The sequence below is a fragment of the Streptomyces sp. NPDC043812 genome (assembly GCF_056436245.1).
In genome coordinates this window covers 33,892-52,202 of the sequence record NZ_JBWKCY010000017.1, presented here as the reverse complement: position 1 = coordinate 52,202, position 18,311 = coordinate 33,892, and the positions used below count along the sequence as shown (strand labels likewise).

Here is an 18,311-nt window from a genome sequence, read left to right as displayed (position 1 = left end):
GCCCGTTGCGCTACTGCCGGGTGAGCACCGCGCGAGGCCGGGGCCGCTCGTTCGGGTCGGGCCGGATCCGAACGAAGGACTCTAGCGGCTGCGCGCCTGGAGCGAGGCCAGGTACGCGTTGTACGCCTCGAGCTCCTTGTCGCCGTCGCGGTCGGCCGCCCGGTCGCGCCGCTTGGCCAGCCGCTGGTCGGACCGGTACCACTGGAAGACCAGCGCGATCAGCACCAGCACCGAGGGGATCTCGCTGAACGCCCACGCGATGCCGCCCGCGGCGTTCTGGTCCGTGAGCGCGTCGATGCCGAGTGACGCGGGCGGGTTCTCGTACGCCTTCACCATCGGCTGCGTCGCCATCATCAGCGCGATCCCGAAGAACGCGTGGAACGGCATGCCCGCGAACAGCTCCAGCATCCGCATCACATAGCCCGGCCGGTGCGGCCCCGGGTCCACACCCATGATCGGCCAGAAGAACACCAGTCCCACCGCCAGGAAGTGGACCATCATCGCGATGTGGCCCGGCTTCGACTCCATCAGGAAGTCGAACAGCGGCGTGAAGTACAGCCCGTACAGGCTCGCGATGAACAGCGGAATCGTGAACACCGGATGCGTGACGATGCGCATGTAGCGGCTGTGGAGCAGCATCAGCAGCAGTTCGCGCGGCCCCTTGCGGCCCCGGCCCGCGACCGGCAGCGCGCGCAGTGCAAGGGTCACCGGCGCGCCCAGCAGCAGCAGGATCGGCGACACCATGCTGATCACCATGTGCTGCACCATGTGCACGCTGAACATGACCATGCCGTAGTCGTTCAGCCCGGTGCACATCACCAGCGCGATGCTCAGCACTCCGACGGTGAACAGCACCGTGCGGTGCACCGGCCAGCTGTCACCCCGTCCGCGCAGCCGCAGGACGCCCCAGCCGTAGAACCCGAGTGCCAGCAGGCAGCCGATGAGGAAGAAGGCGTCCGGTGAGAACTCGAGCCCCCGCCCCAGCGTGAACGGCGGCAGATCCATCGTCGTGCCGTGCCCGCTGTGATCCATCTGTGCACTCCCGGAGGGCTTCCTGATTCGTACGGGTTGTCCGCTTGCCGCACCAGACTAGAACTGCCCCCGGTCGCAGCCGCGACCGGGGGCAGTTCCTTCACTTCCGTACGCATTCGGCAACGGTGGTCAGAGGACGCACTCCGCCTCGGCGTAGCGCTCCGCCGGGACCGTCTTCAGCGTGCTGGTCGCCTCGGCGAGCGGCACCATCACGATGTCCGTGCCGCGCAGCGCCGTCAGCATCCCGAACTCGCCGCGGTGCGCCGCCTCCACGGCGTGCCAGCCGAAGCGCGTCGCGAGCACACGGTCGTAGGCGGTCGGCGTACCGCCGCGCTGGACGTGGCCGAGGATCACCGCACGGGCCTCCTTGCCGAGCCGCTGCTCCAGCTCGACGGAGAGCTGCGTCGCCACACCCACGAAGCGCTCGTGCCCGTAGATGTCCTTGCCGCCCTCGTTCCAGCGCATCGTGCCCTCGCGGGGCTTCGCGCCCTCGGCCACGACGACGATGGCGAACTTCTTGCCCGCCGAGAAACGCTCGCCGACCCGTGCGGTCAGCTCGCCGATGTCGAACGGCCGCTCAGGGACGACGATCGCGTGCGCACCCGCCGCCATGCCCGAGTGCAGTGCGATCCAGCCGGTGTGCCGGCCCATGACCTCCACGATCAGCACCCGCTGGTGCGACTCGGCGGTCGTCTTCAGCCGGTCGAGCGCCTCGGTCGCGACCCCGACGGCCGTGTCGAAGCCGAAGGTGACGTCGGTCGACGCGATGTCGTTGTCGATCGTCTTCGGCACTCCCACGATCGGCAGCCCGGCCTCGGACAGCAGGTTCGCCGCCTTGAGCGTGCCCTCACCGCCGATCGGGATGATCGCGTCGAGACCGAGGTCGGCGACGTGGCCCTTGGCCCGCTCCACACCGTCGCGCAGATGCGCCGGCTGGACGCGGGAGGAACCGAGGATCGTGCCGCCCCGGGCGAGGATGCCGCCCACCGCGTCGAGGTCGAGCTTGCGGTAGTCGCACTCCAGGAGGCCCTTCCAGCCGTCGTGGAACCCGATGACCTCGTCGCCGTGGTCGACGACGGCACGGTGCACGACGGAACGGATGACGGCGTTCAGACCGGGGCAGTCGCCGCCGGAGGTGAGCACACCAATGCGCATAGCCCGAGAACCTTTACAACGTGGGCCGACTCCCGGACCACGTCGTCCGGTTGGATCCCCGCCACCCTACCGGCGCACAGTGGCGGGTCAGAAACGGGCGTCCGACTGGTGGGACCACGACGAAAGCCCCCCGCTCGGCTGAGCGAAGGGCCCGTCAGAAGGTGCGCTCGCCTGAGCGGAAAGGGCCTCAGGCGGGTTGGGCCGTGGCGGCGGCGATCCGCTCCGCGCGCAGCGCCTCGTACCACCGGTCGTCGGTCGGCGGCAGCGCGTTCACATCGAGGGCCAGCTTCAGCAGCAGGTCCGCGATCTGCGGGTTGCGTGCCATCACGGGACCGTGCATGTAGGTGCCGAACACCGTGTCGTTGTAAGCGCCCTCGGTGCCGTCACCCGTGCCGTTGCCCCGGCCGAGGACCGTGCGGGCGAACGGCCGAGCCGTCGGGCCGAGATGCGTGATGCCCTGGTGGTTCTCGAAGCCCGTCAGCTGGGGCAGCCCCAACTGCGGGTCGATGTCGGCCAGTACGTCGCCCACACAGCGCTCGCCCTCGCCGCGCGTGGAGACGACGTCGATCAGCCCGAGGCCCGGCTCGCGCTCACCGAGGTCGTTGATGAACTCGTGGCCGAGGATCTGGTAGCCGGCGCAGACCGAGAAGATGATCGCGCCGTTGGACGCCGCCCGGCTCAGACCGCCGTCGCGGCGCAGCCGCTCGGCCGCGAGCCGCTGCGGGCGGTCCTCGCCGCCGCCGATCAGATAGATGTCACCGGACGTGGGCACCGGCTGGTCGCTGCGCACGTCGACACGCTGCACGCCGAGTCCGCGCTGGCGGGCGCGGCGTTCGACGACGAGCGCGTTGCCCTGGTCACCGTAGGTGCTGAGCAGGTCCGGGTAGACCCACACCAGACGGAGGCTGCTGTCACTCATTCTCATAGGTCCTTTTCGTCCGTCCGCTGCTCAGTTGCCGACGCGGCGGCGTACGTCCTGGAAGGCGGTGTAGTTGGCGATCAGCTCGATCCGGCCGGGCGGGGCCGACTGCACGGCCTCGTCGACGGACTCGCACACCCGGAAGTCCAGACCCGCGACCTCGAGGCGGACCGCGAGGTCGAGCCTGCGGTCGCCGATCACGAAGATCGGGTGGCCGGCGAGCCGGGTGTAGTCGACGTCCCACAGCCAGGAGGTGTCCGTGCCGTCCGCGCCCCGGGCGTTGACGGAGAGGATCACCGGGGTCGGCGGCGGGTCGATCAGCGAGAACGTCTCCAGCCAGCCGGCCGGGTTCTTCGCCAGCAGCAGGCGGACGTCACGGCCGAGGAAGGAGACGACGTCGTACCGGCCCGCGACGGCCTGTACCTGGTACATGCGCTCCAGGGCGACCTGCGGCGGCACACCGAAGCACGCGGCGACCGCGGCCGACGTGGCGGCGTTCGCCTTGTTGGCGCGCCCGGGCAGCTGGAGGTGGATCGGCCACGCGGAGCCGTGCGGGTCCAGCACGTGGTCGCCGCTGAGCACCCAGCTGGGGGCCGGGCGGCGGAAACCGCACTCGCCGCAGAACCAGTCGTCCCCGGGGCGCTGCATCACACCGCCGCAGGACGGGCAGGACCAGGCGTCGTCCTTCCACTCCTGGCCGGCGGCCACCCACACGACGTTGGGGGAGGAGGAGGCGGCCCAGACGACGAGCGGATCGTCGGCGTTGGCGATGACGGTGGCCTTCGAGCCCGAGAGGCCCTCACGCCACTTCTCGGCCAGCATCCGGGTCTCGGCGGCACGGTCCAGCTGGTCGCGCGAGAGGTTGAGCAGCGCGATCGCCTTCGGGGTCACGTCCCGCGCCACACCGGCGAGGTACTTTTCGTCCACCTCGATCACGCCGAACCTGGCGTCCGAACCGCCCGCCAGCGCGGAGGTGATGCCTGCCGGCATGTTGGCGCCGAGCGCGTTGGAGACGACCGGGCCGCTGGCGCCAAGCGCCTCCGCGATCAGCCTCGTGGTGGTGGTCTTGCCGTTGGTCGCCGACACGAGGACCACGTCCAGGTGCTGCGCGAGCCGTCCCAGCAGATCGGGGTCGAGCTTGAGCGCCACCCGGCCGCCGATCACCGATCCGCTGCCGCGTCCGGCGGCGCGGGACACCGCTGCTGCGGCCTTGCCTGCCGTCACGGCCAGCTTGGCACGCGGCGTCAGGGGCTCCGAGTTGCCTGACATCGTCCTTGATCCTCCTTGCATCGGTCGGGAGTCAGCCTATCGAGGTCCGGTCGGGACCCCGTACCGCGGCACCGTCGGAAAACGTGGAGGTCACGGGGGAACGTACGCTGACGCCATGCGAAACCGGCCCATCCCCGGCAGTTCCGGACTCGTCAGGCCCATGAGCCTGCTCGGCGCCCCGGCTCTGCACGCTCCCTGCGAGCCCGTCACCGACTTCGGCCCCTCCCTGGCCCGGCTTGTCGAGGACATGTTCGCGACGATGTACGCGGCGCAGGGTGTCGGCCTCGCGGCGAACCAGGTCGGCGTCCCGCTGCGCGTCTTCGTCTACGACTGCCCCGACGACGAGGACGTCCGCCACCTCGGACATGTCGTCAACCCGCGCCTGGTGGAGGCGGACGGTGTGACGGTCCGCGGCCCGGAGGGCTGTCTGTCGCTGCCGGGACTGGAATCGGCCACGGAACGCTTCGACCGCGCGGTCGTCGAGGGCGTGACGCTGACGGGCGAACCGGTCCGGGTGGAGGGCACGGGCTTCTTCGCGCGGTGCCTGCAGCACGAGTGCGACCACCTGGAGGGGACGGTGTACACGGACCGCCTCACGGGGTGGCGTCGCGGGCGGGCGGCGCGCGGGGTGCGAAGGGCGCCGTGGGGGACTCAGGCGGGGGTGGCGCGGGTGCGGTGACGGTGTTCGCCGGTCGCACCGGCCCGCGCCTCCAACCCCCTGTGCCTTCGCCGACCCCTCAGAACCCCGGGCCGTCCGCCCGGTCCTCCGCCTCGAAGAGGCGCCCGCACAGCAGGTCCGTCAGGCTCTCCACCAACTCGCTTCGCGAGCACGGGCGTTCGCCCAGCCACCAGTCGCCGGCCGCGTGCATCATGCCGATCACGCCGTGGCCCCACACCCGGGCCACCAGGTCCCCGCCGGGGCCGAGGTCGACGCGGTCGGCGATCACCTTGCCCAGCTCCTCGCCGAGGCGGCGCAGCAGCGGCGCGGAGTGACGGCCGACGTCGAAGGCCTGCTCCGAGGGCTGGTTGTCCTCGGCCGGGTGCATCAGGAACCGGTACACCTGCGGACGCGCCTCGATCGCGGCGAGGTACGTGTCCAGCGTGCCCGCCACCCGCTGCCGGCGGTCGACGTCCGCGTCCACCGCCACCTGCAACGCCCTCAGCAGCGCATCGGTGTGACGCTTGGCCAGTGCACGGTAGAGCCCGCCCTTGTCCCCGAAGTGCCGGTAGAGGATCGGCTTGGTGATGCCCGCTTCCGCGGCGATGGCGTTCATGGAGGCCTGCGGTCCGTCGCGGAGCACCACCCGGTCTGCTGCTTCGAGCAGCTCCCGTCGCCGCTGGTCCCCCGACCGGTGATGTGTGGTCTCCATGATTCGTCTCTCCCCGCCCTTGCGATTGCGTGACGCGCAAGGTAACACCCCCTTCTCCGACCTGTGATCCGGTGGCCTCGGTTGACACGGGCTACTACCCGGTAACAGACTTCGGTTACCGCAAGTAACGCGCTGGTGGGCGCCGTAGGGCTGGAGGGGACATGGCCGAGTTCACGCTCGATCTCAATGAGGACCAGAAGCAGGTCCGTGATTGGCTGAACGGCTTTGCCAAGGATGTGATGCGCCCGGCGGCCGCGGAATGGGACGAGCGCGAGGAGACCCCCTGGCCCGTCATCCAGGAGGCGGCGAAGCTCGGAATCTACTCCCTGGACTTCTACGCGCAACAGTTCTTCGACCCCACCGGCCTCGGCATCCCGATGACGATGGAGGAGCTGTTCTGGGGCGACGCGGGCATCGCCCTGTCGATCGTCGGGACCGGTCTCGCGGCAGTCGGCGTGATCGCCAACGGCACCGAGGAGCAGATCGGCACCTGGATCCCGCAGATGTACGGCGACGCGAACGATGTGAAGGTCGCCGCTTTCTGCTCCTCCGAGCCCGACGCCGGCAGCGACGTGTCGGCGATGCGGACCCGTGCGGTGTACGACGAGGCCAAGGACGAATGGGTCCTCAACGGCACCAAGACCTGGGCGACCAACGGCGGCATCGCCAACGTCCATGTCGTCGTCGCGTCCGTCGACCCCGGGCTCGGCTCCAAGGGGCACGCCTCCTTCATCGTTCCCCCGGGGACCCCCGGCCTCTCCCAGGGGCAGAAGTTCAAGAAGCACGGGATCCGCGCCTCGCACACCGCCGAGGTCGTGCTGGAGGACGCCCGCGTCCCCGGCCACTGCCTGCTCGGCGGCAAGGAGAAGCTCGACGAGCGACTGGCGAAGGCCCGCGAGCGTGCGAAGGCGGGCGGCGGCGAGAGGGTCAAGAACGCGGCGATGGCCACCTTCGAGGCGTCCCGCCCGGCCGTCGGTGCGATGGCGGTGGGCACCGCCCGTGCCGCGTACGAGGAGGCGCTGGAGTACGCGAAGACGCGCGAGCAGTTCGGCCGCCCGATCATCGACAACCAGGGCGTCGCCTTCCAGCTCGCCGACATGCGCACCCAGATCGACGCGGCACGGCTGCTGGTCTGGCGCGCCTCCTGGATGGCGACCGTCGGCAAGCCGTTCACCTCGGCCGAGGGCTCCATGTCGAAGCTGTTCGCCAGCGAGACAGCGAAGAAGGTCACCGCCCAGGCCATCCAGATCCTCGGCGGCAACGGCTTCACCCGTGAGTACCCGGTGGAGCGCATGCACCGCGACGCCGCGATCTACACGATCTTCGAGGGCACGAGCGAGATCCAGCGCCTCGTCATCGCCCGCACCCTCTCGGGCATGCCGATCCGCTGACCGGAGCGTGCGCAGGCCCCTTCCGCCGCGGGCGGAAGGGGCCTGCGGCCGTCATGCCGACAGCTGCGCCTCGATGGCGGCCACGACCTCGGGTGCCTCCGGTTCCGTGCGCGGCCGGAAGCGGGTGACCTCACCCTGCGGCGAGATCAGGAACTTCTCGAAGTTCCACTGGACGTCGCCGGCCTCGCCGTCGGCGTCCGCGACCTTGGTCAGCTCCGTGTAGAGCGGGTGCCGGTCGGCCCCGTTCACCTCGGTCTTCTCCAGCATCGGGAACGTGACTCCGTACGTCGCCGAGCAGAAGGCGCCGATCTCCTCCGCGCTGCCGGGCTCCTGCCCCGCGAACTGGTTGCACGGCACACCGAGCACCGTGAATCCGCGCTCGCCGTACAGCTTCTGCAGTCGTTCGAGCCCCTCGTACTGCGGCGTCAGGCCGCACTTGGATGCCACGTTCACCACGAGCACGGCCTTGCCGTGATGGTCGCGGAGCGACGTCTCGTCACCGGAAAGCGTGCGCAGCGGGATGTCGTGCAGGGACATATGGGGCTCCTTCTTGCCTGTGGGGTTCATCCGATTCCTATCAGTCCGTGCGGCAGCCGTGGCCGTCGGGCGCAGGGCGACGCGGTTCAGCCGTCCAGCCTGCGGAACAGCCCTTCCTGCACCACCGACACCAGGAGCTCGCCGGCCCGGTTGTAGATCCTGCCGCGGGCGAGGCCGCGCCCGCCCGTGGAGATCGGTGACTCCTGGTCGTACAGGAACCACTCGTCGGCCCGGAACGGGCGGTGGAACCACATCGCATGGTCCAGCGACGCCATGTCGAAGCCGCGCGGACCCCACAGCGGCTCGACGGGGATGCGGACCGCGTCCAGCAGCGTCATGTCGCTCGCATACGTGAGCGCGCAGGTGTGCACCAGCGGATCGTCGCCCAGCGGGCCCACTGCCCGCATCCACACCGCACTGCGCGGATCCGCGTCCTTGATCTGCTCCTGTGTCCAGCGCAGCCGGTCCACATAGCGGATGTCGAACGGCTGCCGGCGCGCCATACGCTCCAGCGACTCCGGCAGCGCGCCCAGGTGTTCGCGGATCTCGGTGGCCAGATTGGGCAGTGACTCGGGGTCGGGGAACTCCAGCCGTGGCGGCAGCTGGTGCTCGATGCTGCCGGCCTCCGGACGGTGGAAGGACGCCGTCAGGTTGAAGATTGTCTTACCTTGCTGAATGGCGGTCGTCCGGCGTGTCGTGAACGAGCGCCCGTCCCGCACCCGCTCCACCTGGTAGACGATCGGCACCCCGGGGATGCCCGGACGCAGGAAGTAGGCGTGAAGCGAGTGCACCGGGCGCTCGCCGTCGGTCGTCCGGCCGGCCGCCACCAGGGCCTGGCCCGCCACCTGACCGCCGAAGACACGCTGCAAGGACTCGTTGGGGCTGCGCCCGCGGAAGATGTTGACCTCGATCTGCTCCAGATCGAGCAGATCGACCAGCCGCTCGGCCGGGTTCGTCATCGGTGAGATCCTCTCGGGATTCCTGGTCAGAGCTGTCCGACGGAGGTGACACGCACGACCGCCCGGCCTTCCTCGTCCGAGGCCGCGAGGTCGACCTCCGCACTGATGCCCCAGTCATGGTCGCCGTTGGGGTCCGCGAAGGTCTGACGCACGCGCCACAGGCCGTGCTCGGCGTCCTCCTCGATCGCGAGGAGCTTCGGACCGCGGGCGTCAGGACCCGTACCCAGGTCGTCGTACTCGTCCCAGTACGCGTCCATCGCCTCGCCCCACGCGTCCTCGTCCCAGCCGGACTCGGCGTCCATCTCACCCAGTTCGCCGACCTGGTCGAGGGCCGCCAGCTCCACGCGGCGGAACATGGCGTTGCGGACCAGGACACGGAAGGCGCGCGCGTTGGCCGTGACCGGCTTGACCTGGTCGGCCTTCTCCTGAGCCTCCTCGGCGGTCTCCACCTCCGGGTTGGCCAGCTGCTCCCACTCGTCCAGCAGGCTGGAGTCGACCTGGCGCACCATCTCGCCCAGCCAGGCGATCAGATCCTCCAGGTCCTCGGTCTTGAGGTCGTCGGGGATGGTGTGGTCGAGCGCCTTGTACGCACTCGCCAGGTAGCGCAGCACGATGCCCTCGGTGCGCGCGAGCTCGTACCAGGAGGTGAACTCCGTGAAGGTCAGCGCCCGTTCGTACATGTCGCGGATGACGGATTTCGGCGAGACCGGGTGGTCACCGACCCAGGGGTGCGACTTCTTGTAGACGTTGTACGCGTGCCACAGCAGCTCCTCCAGCGGCTTCGGGTACGAGATGTCCTGGAGCCGCTCCATACGCTCCTCGTACTCGACGCCGTCCGCCTTCATCCTGCCGACCGCCTCACCGCGCGCCTTGTTCTGCATGGCGGCGAGGATCTGACGCGGATCGTCGAGCGTCGACTCGACGACGGAGACCATGTCCAGGGCGTACGACGGGGACTCCGGGTCCAGCAGGTCGAAGGCGGCGAGGGCGAACGTCGACAGCGGCTGGTTGAGCGCGAAGTCCTGCTGGAGGTCGACGGTGAGCCGGATGGTGCGACCCTCCGCGTCGGGCTTCTCCAACTGCTCCACCACTCCGCCGTCGAGCAGCGACCGGTAGATGGCAATGGCCCGGCGGATGTGGCGCAGCTGCGCCTTGCGCGGCTCGTGGTTGTCCTCCAGCAGCCGGCGCATGGCCTCGAAGGCGTTGCCCGGTCGGGCGATCACCGAGAGCAGCATGATGTTGGTGACCCGGAAACGGGAGGTCAGCGGCTCGGGCTCGGAGGCGATCAGCTTCTCGAACGTACTGTCCGACCAGGCGACGAAGCCCTCGGGCGCCTTCTTCCTGACCACCTTGCGGCGCTTCTTCGGGTCGTCACCCGCCTTCGCGAGTGCCTTCTCGTTCTCGATGACATGCTCGGGCGCCTGCGCGACGACGAAACCGGCGGTGTCGAAACCGGCACGCCCCGCCCGCCCCGCGATCTGGTGGAACTCTCGGGCCCGCAGCGTCCGCACCCGGGTGCCGTCGTACTTGGTGAGCGCGGTGAACAGCACCGTGCGGATGGGGACATTGACGCCGACGCCCAGTGTGTCCGTGCCGCAGATGACCTTCAACAGGCCCGCCTGCGCGAGCTTCTCGACGAGCCTGCGGTACTTCGGCAGCATGCCCGCGTGGTGCACCCCGATGCCGTGCCGCACATAACGGGACAGGTTCTTGCCGAACTTGGTGGTGAAGCGGAAGTTGCCGATCAGCTCGGCGATCTTGTCCTTCTCCTCGCGGGAGCACATGTTGATGCTCATCAGCGACTGCGCCCGCTCGACCGCCTGCGCCTGCGTGAAGTGCACGATGTAGACCGGCGCCTGCTTCGTCTCCAGCAGCTCGGTCAGCGTCTCCGTGATCGGCGTGAGCTCGTAGTCGTACGACAGCGGGACCGGCCGCGTCGCCGACCGCACGACCGAGGTGGGCCTGCCCGTGCGACGGGTCAGATCCTTCTCGAACATCGACACGTCGCCGAGCGTCGCCGACATCAGGACGAACTGCGCCTGCGGCAGTTCCAGCAGCGGGATCTGCCACGCCCAGCCGCGATCCGGCTCCGCATAGAAGTGGAACTCGTCCATCACGACCTGGCCGATGTCGGCGTTCCTGCCGTCGCGCAGCGCGATCGACGCCAGCACCTCGGCGGTGCAGCAGATGACGGGGGCGTCGGCGTTGACCGACGCGTCGCCGGTCAGCATGCCGACGTTCTCCGTGCCGAACAGCTTGCACAGATCGAAGAACTTCTCCGACACCAGCGCCTTGATCGGCGCGGTGTAGAACGTGACCTGGTCCTTGGCCAACGCCGCGAAATGCGCACCTGCGGCGACCAGGCTCTTTCCCGATCCGGTGGGCGTCGACAGGATGACGTTCGCCCCCGAGACCACCTCGATCAGGGCCTCCTCCTGAGCCGGGTAGAGCGTGATACCCCGCTCCTCGGCCCACGAGGAGAAGGCATCGAAGAGGGCATCGGGGTCGGCTTCGGGCGGCAGCTGATCGATAAGGGTCACGCCCCCATCTTGCCTGCCTTCCGCCCGGATGAGGGAACCGGAGGTCGCGGCGAAGATCGCTACCGATACGCTGCCCTGTCAACTGGGGTTCGGCACAAGAACAATGGGGCGGGAAACGCACATGATGGGACCGGCGCACTCTCTGTCAGGAGCAGCTGCCTGGCTGGGGGTGGGCGCGGCGACAGCCGCCGCCGGCCATCCGATGCCATGGCCGGTGCTCGTCGTCGGAGCGCTGATATGCGCCGGCGCGGCGCTCGCGCCGGACCTCGACCACAAGGCGGCGACGATCTCCCGGGCCTTCGGGCCGATCTCGCGCGGACTGTGCGAGATCGTCGACAAGCTGTCGTACGCGGTCTACAAAGCGACGAAGAAGCCGGGGGACAAGCGCAGGACCGGCGGCCACCGGACACTGACGCACACCTGGCTGTGGGCGGTCCTGATCGGCGGCGGCGCCTCGGCCGTCGCGATACTCGGCGGCCGGTGGGCGGTCCTCGCGATCCTCTTCGTGCACATGGTCCTCGCCGTCGAGGGCCTGCTGTGGCGGGCCGCCCGCGTCTCCAGCGACGTGCTGGTGTGGCTGCTGGGCGCGACCAGCGCATGGATCCTGGCAGGTGTGCTCGACAAGCCGGGCAACGGTGCGGACTGGCTGTTCACGGCGCCCGGCCAGGAGTACCTGTGGCTGGGGCTGCCGATCGTGCTCGGCGCCCTGGTGCACGACATCGGCGACGCGCTGACTGTCTCGGGCTGCCCGATCCTGTGGCCCATCCCGGTGGGACGCAAGCGGTGGTACCCGGTGGGCCCGCCCAAGGCGATGCGTTTCCGGGCGGGCAGCTGGGTGGAGCTGAAGGTGCTGATGCCCGTCTTCATGCTGCTGGGGGGCGTGGGCGGCGCGGCGGCGCTGAACTTCATCTGACGGTGGCGGCGCACTGCCGGCGCGACGCCTCCTGGACCGGCCCGTGCGGACCGGTCCAGGAGCGCGAACGCACTATCCGTGCCAGGAGCGCCACAGCGCCGCGTACGCCCCCTCCGCCGACACCAGCTCGTCATGGCTGCCCAGCTCGCTGATCCGGCCGTCCTCGACGACCGCGATCACGTCCGCGTCGTGCGCGGTGTGCAGGCGGTGCGCGATCGCCACCACCGTGCGCCCGTCGAGGACTCGTGACAACGAGCGCTCCAGATGGCGGGCCGCCCGCGGATCCAGGAGCGATGTCGCCTCGTCGAGGACCAGCGTGTGCGGGTCCGCCAGGACCAGGCGGGCCAGGGCGATCTGCTGGGCCTGCGCCGGTGTGAGGGACACACCGCCCGAGCCGACCTCGGTGTCGAGGCCGTCGTCCATGCCGCGGGACCAGCCGTCCGCGTCCACCGCCCCCAGCGCCGCCCACAACTCCGCGTCCGTCGCCCCGGACCGTGCGAGCAGCAGGTTGTCGCGCAGCGAACCCACGAAGACGTGGTGCTCCTGGTTGACCAGCGCCACGTGCTCGCGCACCCGCTCCGCCGGCATACGGGACAGCTCCGCCGCGCCGAGAGTGACCCGGCCGGACCGCGGTGCGTAGATCCCCGCGAGCAGCCGGCCCAGCGTGGACTTGCCCGCACCGGACGGGCCGACGAGCGCCAGCCGGGTGCCGGGCGGGACCTCCATGGAGACGCGGTGCAGGACGTCGACGCCCTCGCGGTACCCGAAGTGCACACCGTCCGCCCGGACGTCCCGCCCGTCAGGACGGACCGTCGCATCGCCCGCGTCCGGCTCGATCTCGCGCACGCCCACGAGCCGCCCCAGGGACACCTGGGCGACCTGGAGCTCGTCGTACCAGCGCAGGATCAGATTCACCGGATCGACCATCATCTGCGCGATCAGCGCACCCGTGGTCAGCTGGCCGATGCCGATCCAGCCCTGCAGCACGAACACACCGCCGACCATCAGGACGGAACCGAGCACGGTGGCATGCGTGACGTTGATGACCGGGAAGAGCACCGACCGCAGATAGAGCGTGTAGCGCTCCCACGCCGTCCACTCCTTGATCCGCCGGTCCGACAGAGCGACGCGCCGCGCGCCGAGGCGGTGGGCCTCCACGGTGCGGCCGGCGTCGACGGTCTCGGCGAGCACGGTGGCGACGGCCGCGTACCCGGCGGCCTCGGAGCGGTACGCGGACGGAGCCCGTTTGAAGTACCAGCGGCAGCCGATGACCAGCACGGGCACCGCGATCAGCACGGCGGGCGCCAGCGGCGGCGCGGTCACGGCGAGCCCGCCGAGCAGCAGCACGATCCAGAAGACGCCGATCGTCAGCTGCGGCACCGCCTCGCGCATCGCGTTCGCCAGCCGGTCGATGTCCGTGGTGATACGGGACAGCAGATCGCCCGTACCCGCGCGCTCCAGCACGCCCGGCGGCAGTCCGACCGACCGGACGAGGAAGTCCTCGCGGAGGTCGGCCAGCATCCGCTCGCCGAGCATCGCGCCGCGCAGCCGCACCATCCGTACGAACACGGCCTGGACGACCAGCGCGACCGCGAACAGCCCGGCCGTACGCTCCAGATGGAGATCACGGGCACCGTCTGTGGCCCGTTCGACGAGCGAACCGAGCAGCCACGGCCCGGCCATCGACGCCACCACGGCCACCGTGTTGACCGCGATGAGCATCGCGAAGGCGCGGCGGTGGCGCCGCGTCAGCTCGGCAACATACGCCCGAACGGTCGCGGGCGAGCCCACCGGCAGGGTGGTCGCCGTCCGGGGGGCCGCCGGATCGTACTCCGGTGGCGCCATGCCGATCATGCCGTCTCCTCGATGTCGATCCTGGTGGTGCGGCCGTCGTGCTCCGCCCGCACCGTGGAGAGCTGCTCCTCCTCGGTCTCGCGGGTGACGACGGCTCGGTACTGCGGCTCCTTGCGGAGCAGTTCGCGGTGCACTCCGACGGCGGCGACCCCGCCCTCGTGGACGAGGACGACGCGGTCGGCACGGTCGAGCAGCAGCGGTGAGGACGTGAAGACGACCGTCGTACGCCCCGACCGGAGCGACCGCAGCCCCTCGGCGATCCGTGCCTCCGTGTGCGAGTCGACGGCCGACGTCGGCTCGTCGAGCACCAGGACCTCGGGCGCCGTGACCAGCGACCGGGCCAGTGCAAGACGTTGCCGCTGGCCGCCGGAGAGCGACCGGCCGCGCTCGGTGATCGGCGCCTGCATCGGGTCGCCGTCGAGTGCCGCCTGCGCCAGCGCCGTCAGCACGTCGCCGCACTCGGCAGCGGCCAGCGCGTCGGCCGCGGACACTGCGCCGGAGGCGGGCACGTCCAGCAGTTCGGTCAGAGTCCCGGACAGCAGCACCGGATCCTTGTCCTGGACGAGCACGGCGGCGCGTGCCGTGTCCAGCGACAGTTCGTCCAGGGCCACTCCGCCGAGCAGTGCGGACGGCAGGCCGTCGGCCTCCGCCGGGTGGCCGCCGAGCCGCTCGGCCAGCTGTCCTGCCGCGTCCGGGTCGCCGCAGACCACGGCGGTCAGGCAACCGGCCGGCGCGTGCAGTCCGGTGGCCGGGTCGTACAGGTCGCCTGCCGGAACGGTGTCCGTGCCGCCGGACCCGTCGGTCGCACGCTGCAGCGCCAGCACCTTCGCGGCCCGGCGGGCCGAGGGGCGGGAGAAGGAGTACGCCATGGCGATCTCCTCGAAGTGCCGCAGCGGATAGGCGAGCAGCATCACCGCGCTGTAGACGGTGACGAGTTCGCCGACCTCGATGCGGCCGCCGACGACGAGCCCGACGCCGTGCCAGACCACGCCGATGATCAGCAGCCCCGGAAGCAGCACCTGGACGGCGGCGATCAGCGACCACATCCGGGCACTGCGGACGGCGGCGCGGCGCACCTCCTGCGAAGCGCGTCGATAGCGGGTGAGGAACAGTTCCTCGCCGCCGATGCCGCGCAGGACCCGTAGGCCGGCGACGGTGTCGGAGGCCAGTTCCGTGGCCTTTCCCGCCTTCTCGCGCTGGGCGTCGGCGAGACGGGTCGCACGCGGCAGCAGGGGCAGTACGCCCATCGCGAGGACGGGCACACCGATGGCGACCAGTACGCCGAGCGCCGGCTGGTAGACCAGCAGGCCCACGCAGACGAGCACGACGGTGACGGCGGCGGCGAGGAATCGGGAGACCGCTTCGACGAACCAGCCGATCTTCTCGACGTCCCCGGTGGAGACCGCGACGACCTCGCCCGCGGCGACCCTTCGGGTGAGTGCCGAGCCGAGCTGAGCGGTGCGCCGGGCCAGCAGCTGCTGGGTGCGTGCGGCGGCGGTGATCCAGTTGGTGACGGCCGTGCGGTGCAGCATCGTGTCGCCGAAGGCGATACCGGCCGTGGCGAGCGCGATGAGGCCGCCCGCGCGGGCGAGTCCGGTGCCGGACTCCTCGACGACGGCCTGCACGGACAGACCGACGCCGTACGGCAGGGCCATCACGGCCACGAAGTGCAGCAGCCCCCAGCACAGGGCCTTGATCTGCCCGCCCAGCTGGTTGCGGCCCAGCCAGAGCAGAAAACGGGTGCCGGTCCGGACGTCGGGTTCTCCTGGGTCGGGATACGGAAGATCGCGAATCTGCATGACGTCCCATGACTCGTCGAAGAATGGAGCAAACCGTGCAAGGTTCGCGGTTCGAGGCCGGGTGCGGCAATTGATTTTTGTGCACCAGGACACACCATCCGCAGGCCCGTGACCATTCGGCCTCCGGCGTCACACGCCCCGCACCCGTGACGTCAGCAGCGCGGGCCGGGACCGTCGACAAGAGCGGAGAGCAGGGCGCCCAACTCCTCCCGCTGCCCGGGCGAGAGCGGCGAGAGTATGTCCTCCGCCGCCGCCCGGCGCGCGTCACGCAGGGAGCGGAGTGTCGCCCGGCCGGTGTCCGTGAGCTCGATCCGGGTCACTCTGCGGTTCGTGGGATCGGGGACGCGGCGTACGCAGTCGCTCGCCTCCAGCCCGTCGACGAGACTGGTCACGGCCCGCGGGACCACTTCCAGGCGCTCCGCGAGGTCGGCCATGCGCGGTGGCCGGTCGTAGTGTGCGAGCGTCCGCAGCAGGCGGGACTGCGCCGGGGTGATCGCGACGCCGGCGGACTCCAACTGGCGCTTCTGGCTGCGGTGGAGCCGACGGGTCAGCCGCAGCAACTGCTCGGCGAGCAGGCCGTCGGCGTCAGGGGTGCTCATGCGGGAACAATAACAGGACCTCGTTCATTGTGAATACAGGTAACAGTGAGCTAGGCTCGCGAAAACCGTCCGTCCCCTGACCAAGGAGTGCATTGCGCCCCGATCAACCCACATGGACCCCACCGCCCCGGGAACCCGGCCAGCCGCCCGCCGATGTGCGCCGCATCCTGCGTCTCTTCCGGCCGTACCGCGGCAGGCTCGCCGTCGTAGGGCTCCTCGTCGGCGCGTCGTCGCTGGTCTCCGTGGCCTCGCCGTTCCTGCTTCGCGAGATTCTCGACACCGCGATCCCGCAGGGACGCACCGGGCTGCTCAGTCTGCTCGTGCTCGGCATGATCGCCACAGCCGTCGTGACCAGCGTCTTCGGCGTGCTCCAGACCCTGATCTCCACCACCGTCGGCCAGCGGGTGATGCACGACCTGCGCACCGCGGTCTACGCCCAGCTGCAGCGGATGCCCCTCGCGTTCTTCACCAGGACCCGAACGGGTGAGGTCCAGTCCCGCATCGCCAACGACATCGGCGGCATGCAGGCGACGGTCACCTCCACCGCCACGTCGCTGGTCTCCAACCTCACCGCCGTGGTCGCCTCGATCGTCGCGATGCTCGCACTGGACTGGCGGCTCACTGTCGTCTCGCTGCTCCTGCTGCCGCTGTTCGTCTGGATCAGCCGCCGTGTCGGACGCGAGCGCAAGAAGATCACCACGCAGCGCCAGAAGCAGATGGCCGCGATGGCCGCCACGGTCACCGAGTCGCTGTCGGTCAGCGGAATCCTGCTCGGCCGCACCATGGGCCGCGCCGACTCCCTGACCCGCTCCTTCGCCGACGAGTCCGAGCGGCTGGTCGATCTCGAGGTGCGCTCCAGCATGGCCGGGCGATGGCGGATGTCCACGATCGGGATCGTCATGGCCGCGATGCCCGCACTGATCTACTGGGCGGCCGGTCTCGCGCTGCAACCGGGCGGATCCACGATCTCCATCGGCACGCTCGTCGCCTTCGTCTCGCTCCAGCAGGGCCTGTTCCGCCCGGCCGTGAGCCTCCTCTCCACCGGCGTGCAGATGCAGACCTCGCTCGCGCTGTTCCAGCGGATCTTCGAGTACCTCGACCTGCCCGTCGACATCACCGAGCCCGCGACGCCGGCGGTCCTGGACAAGGTGAGCGGCGAGGTGCGCTTCGAGAACGTCGACTTCGCCTACGAGGCGCAGCAGAAGCGCCTGACGCTGGACGGAATCGACATCACCGTGCCCGCGGGCGGCTCCCTCGCCGTCGTCGGCCCCACCGGCTCCGGCAAATCCACGCTCAGCTATCTCGTGCCCCGGCTCTACGACGTCACGGGCGGCCGGGTGACGATCGACGGTGTCGATGTCCGGGACCTCGACTTCGACACGCTGGCCCGAGCCGTCGGCGTCGTGTCCCAGGAGACGTACCTCTTCCACGCCTCCGTGGCCGACAATCTGCGCTTCGCCAAGCCGGACGCGACGGACGAGGAGATCGAGGCCGCGGCACGCGCCGCCCAGATCCACGACCACATCGCTTCCCTGCCAGACGGATACGCCACCCTCGTCGGCGAGCGCGGATACCGCTTCTCCGGAGGCGAGAAGCAGCGGCTCGCGATCGCCCGCACGATCCTGCGCGATCCGCCGGTGCTGATTCTCGACGAGGCGACCAGCGCCCTGGACACCCGCACCGAGCACGCGGTGCAGCAGGCCATCGACGCACTGTCGGCGGGACGCACGACCATCACCATCGCCCATCGGCTCTCCACCGTGCGGGACGCCGATCAGATCGTCGTCCTGGAAGCAGGACGTATGGCCGAGCGCGGCACGCACGAGGAACTGCTCGACAGGGACGGCCGCTATGCCGCTCTGGTCCGAAGGGACGCGCAACTGCAGCCCACGGCCGCCGTGAGCGTCGACGCGACCTGATCGGCGCAGGGCACCGACGGACGGGCCCGGATGCCCGCGGCGCCGGCCGCATACG

At 70.2% G+C, this 18,311-nt stretch carries 15 protein-coding genes; 4 read left to right on the top strand and 11 right to left on the bottom strand.

What is annotated here, in order from left to right:
• Positions 1-81: 81 nt before the first annotated feature.
• The 4 genes from AC067Z_RS24260 to AC067Z_RS24245 form a co-directional block, all read right to left on the bottom strand.
• Positions 82-1,032 carry a cytochrome c oxidase assembly protein gene (locus tag AC067Z_RS24260; RefSeq protein WP_478791683.1) on the bottom strand — a complete coding sequence of 317 codons (951 nt, stop codon included), beginning with the start codon at positions 1,030-1,032 and terminating at the stop codon, positions 82-84.
• A gap of 129 nt (positions 1,033-1,161) precedes the next feature.
• Complete coding sequence (locus AC067Z_RS24255; RefSeq protein WP_478791682.1) at positions 1,162-2,187, bottom strand: 6-phosphofructokinase; 1,026 nt, start codon at positions 2,185-2,187, stop codon at positions 1,162-1,164.
• A 187-nt stretch (positions 2,188-2,374) separates the two neighbouring features.
• Positions 2,375-3,106 (bottom strand): type 1 glutamine amidotransferase, encoded by a 732-nt coding sequence (locus AC067Z_RS24250; RefSeq protein WP_478791681.1) that lies wholly within the window; start codon positions 3,104-3,106, stop codon positions 2,375-2,377.
• A 30-nt stretch (positions 3,107-3,136) separates the two neighbouring features.
• Positions 3,137-4,375: a MurT ligase domain-containing protein gene (locus AC067Z_RS24245; protein WP_478791680.1), complete on the bottom strand. Its 1,239-nt coding sequence runs from the start codon at positions 4,373-4,375 to the stop codon at positions 3,137-3,139.
• A 115-nt stretch (positions 4,376-4,490) separates the two neighbouring features.
• On the opposite strand from AC067Z_RS24245, the gene def reads away from it, so the two are divergent.
• Entirely contained in the window at positions 4,491-5,054 is a 564-nt protein-coding gene (gene def, locus AC067Z_RS24240; RefSeq protein WP_478791679.1) for a peptide deformylase, read from the top strand.
• Positions 5,055-5,112: 58 nt separating this feature from the next.
• Here the strand turns inward: def and AC067Z_RS24235 are convergent, their stop codons facing one another.
• Positions 5,113-5,745 (bottom strand): TetR/AcrR family transcriptional regulator, encoded by a 633-nt coding sequence (locus AC067Z_RS24235; protein ID WP_478791678.1) that lies wholly within the window; start codon positions 5,743-5,745, stop codon positions 5,113-5,115.
• 161 nt (positions 5,746-5,906) lie between these two features.
• Here AC067Z_RS24235 and AC067Z_RS24230 point away from each other — a divergent pair, with 161 nt between their 5' ends.
• Positions 5,907-7,136: an acyl-CoA dehydrogenase family protein gene (locus tag AC067Z_RS24230; protein ID WP_478791677.1), complete on the top strand. Its 1,230-nt coding sequence runs from the start codon at positions 5,907-5,909 to the stop codon at positions 7,134-7,136.
• Positions 7,137-7,187: 51 nt separating this feature from the next.
• On the opposite strand, the gene AC067Z_RS24225 is transcribed toward AC067Z_RS24230, so the two are convergent.
• From AC067Z_RS24225 to AC067Z_RS24215, 3 genes are all read right to left on the bottom strand, one after another.
• Complete coding sequence (locus AC067Z_RS24225) at positions 7,188-7,673, bottom strand: glutathione peroxidase (protein WP_478791676.1); 486 nt, start codon at positions 7,671-7,673, stop codon at positions 7,188-7,190.
• A gap of 86 nt (positions 7,674-7,759) precedes the next feature.
• Positions 7,760-8,632, bottom strand: coding sequence for an acyl-CoA thioesterase (locus tag AC067Z_RS24220; RefSeq protein WP_478791675.1), 873 nt, complete (start codon positions 8,630-8,632; stop codon positions 7,760-7,762).
• 26 nt (positions 8,633-8,658) lie between these two features.
• A complete protein-coding gene (locus tag AC067Z_RS24215) occupies positions 8,659-11,172 on the bottom strand; it encodes a DEAD/DEAH box helicase (protein ID WP_478791674.1) in 2,514 nt (837 codons plus the stop codon).
• A 121-nt stretch (positions 11,173-11,293) separates the two neighbouring features.
• On the opposite strand from AC067Z_RS24215, the gene AC067Z_RS24210 reads away from it, so the two are divergent.
• Positions 11,294-12,085, top strand: a complete 792-nt coding sequence (locus tag AC067Z_RS24210) for a metal-dependent hydrolase (protein WP_478791673.1) — start codon at positions 11,294-11,296, stop codon at positions 12,083-12,085.
• A gap of 72 nt (positions 12,086-12,157) precedes the next feature.
• Here AC067Z_RS24210 and AC067Z_RS24205 read toward each other — a convergent pair whose 3' ends face one another.
• From AC067Z_RS24205 to AC067Z_RS24195, 3 genes are all read right to left on the bottom strand, one after another.
• Positions 12,158-13,939: an ABC transporter ATP-binding protein gene (locus AC067Z_RS24205; protein ID WP_478791672.1), complete on the bottom strand. Its 1,782-nt coding sequence runs from the start codon at positions 13,937-13,939 to the stop codon at positions 12,158-12,160.
• On the bottom strand, positions 13,936-15,738 hold the full coding sequence (locus AC067Z_RS24200; RefSeq protein ID WP_478791671.1) for an ABC transporter transmembrane domain-containing protein: 1,803 nt from the start codon (positions 15,736-15,738) through the stop codon (positions 13,936-13,938). The genes AC067Z_RS24205 and AC067Z_RS24200 overlap by 4 nt, the downstream gene beginning before the upstream one ends.
• Before the next feature lie 152 nt (positions 15,739-15,890).
• A complete protein-coding gene (locus AC067Z_RS24195; protein ID WP_478791670.1) occupies positions 15,891-16,337 on the bottom strand; it encodes a MarR family winged helix-turn-helix transcriptional regulator in 447 nt (148 codons plus the stop codon).
• Positions 16,338-16,429: 92 nt separating this feature from the next.
• On the opposite strand from AC067Z_RS24195, the gene AC067Z_RS24190 reads away from it, so the two are divergent.
• A complete protein-coding gene (locus AC067Z_RS24190) occupies positions 16,430-18,256 on the top strand; it encodes an ABC transporter ATP-binding protein (RefSeq protein WP_478791669.1) in 1,827 nt (608 codons plus the stop codon).
• The last annotated feature ends 55 nt before the right edge of the window (positions 18,257-18,311 follow it).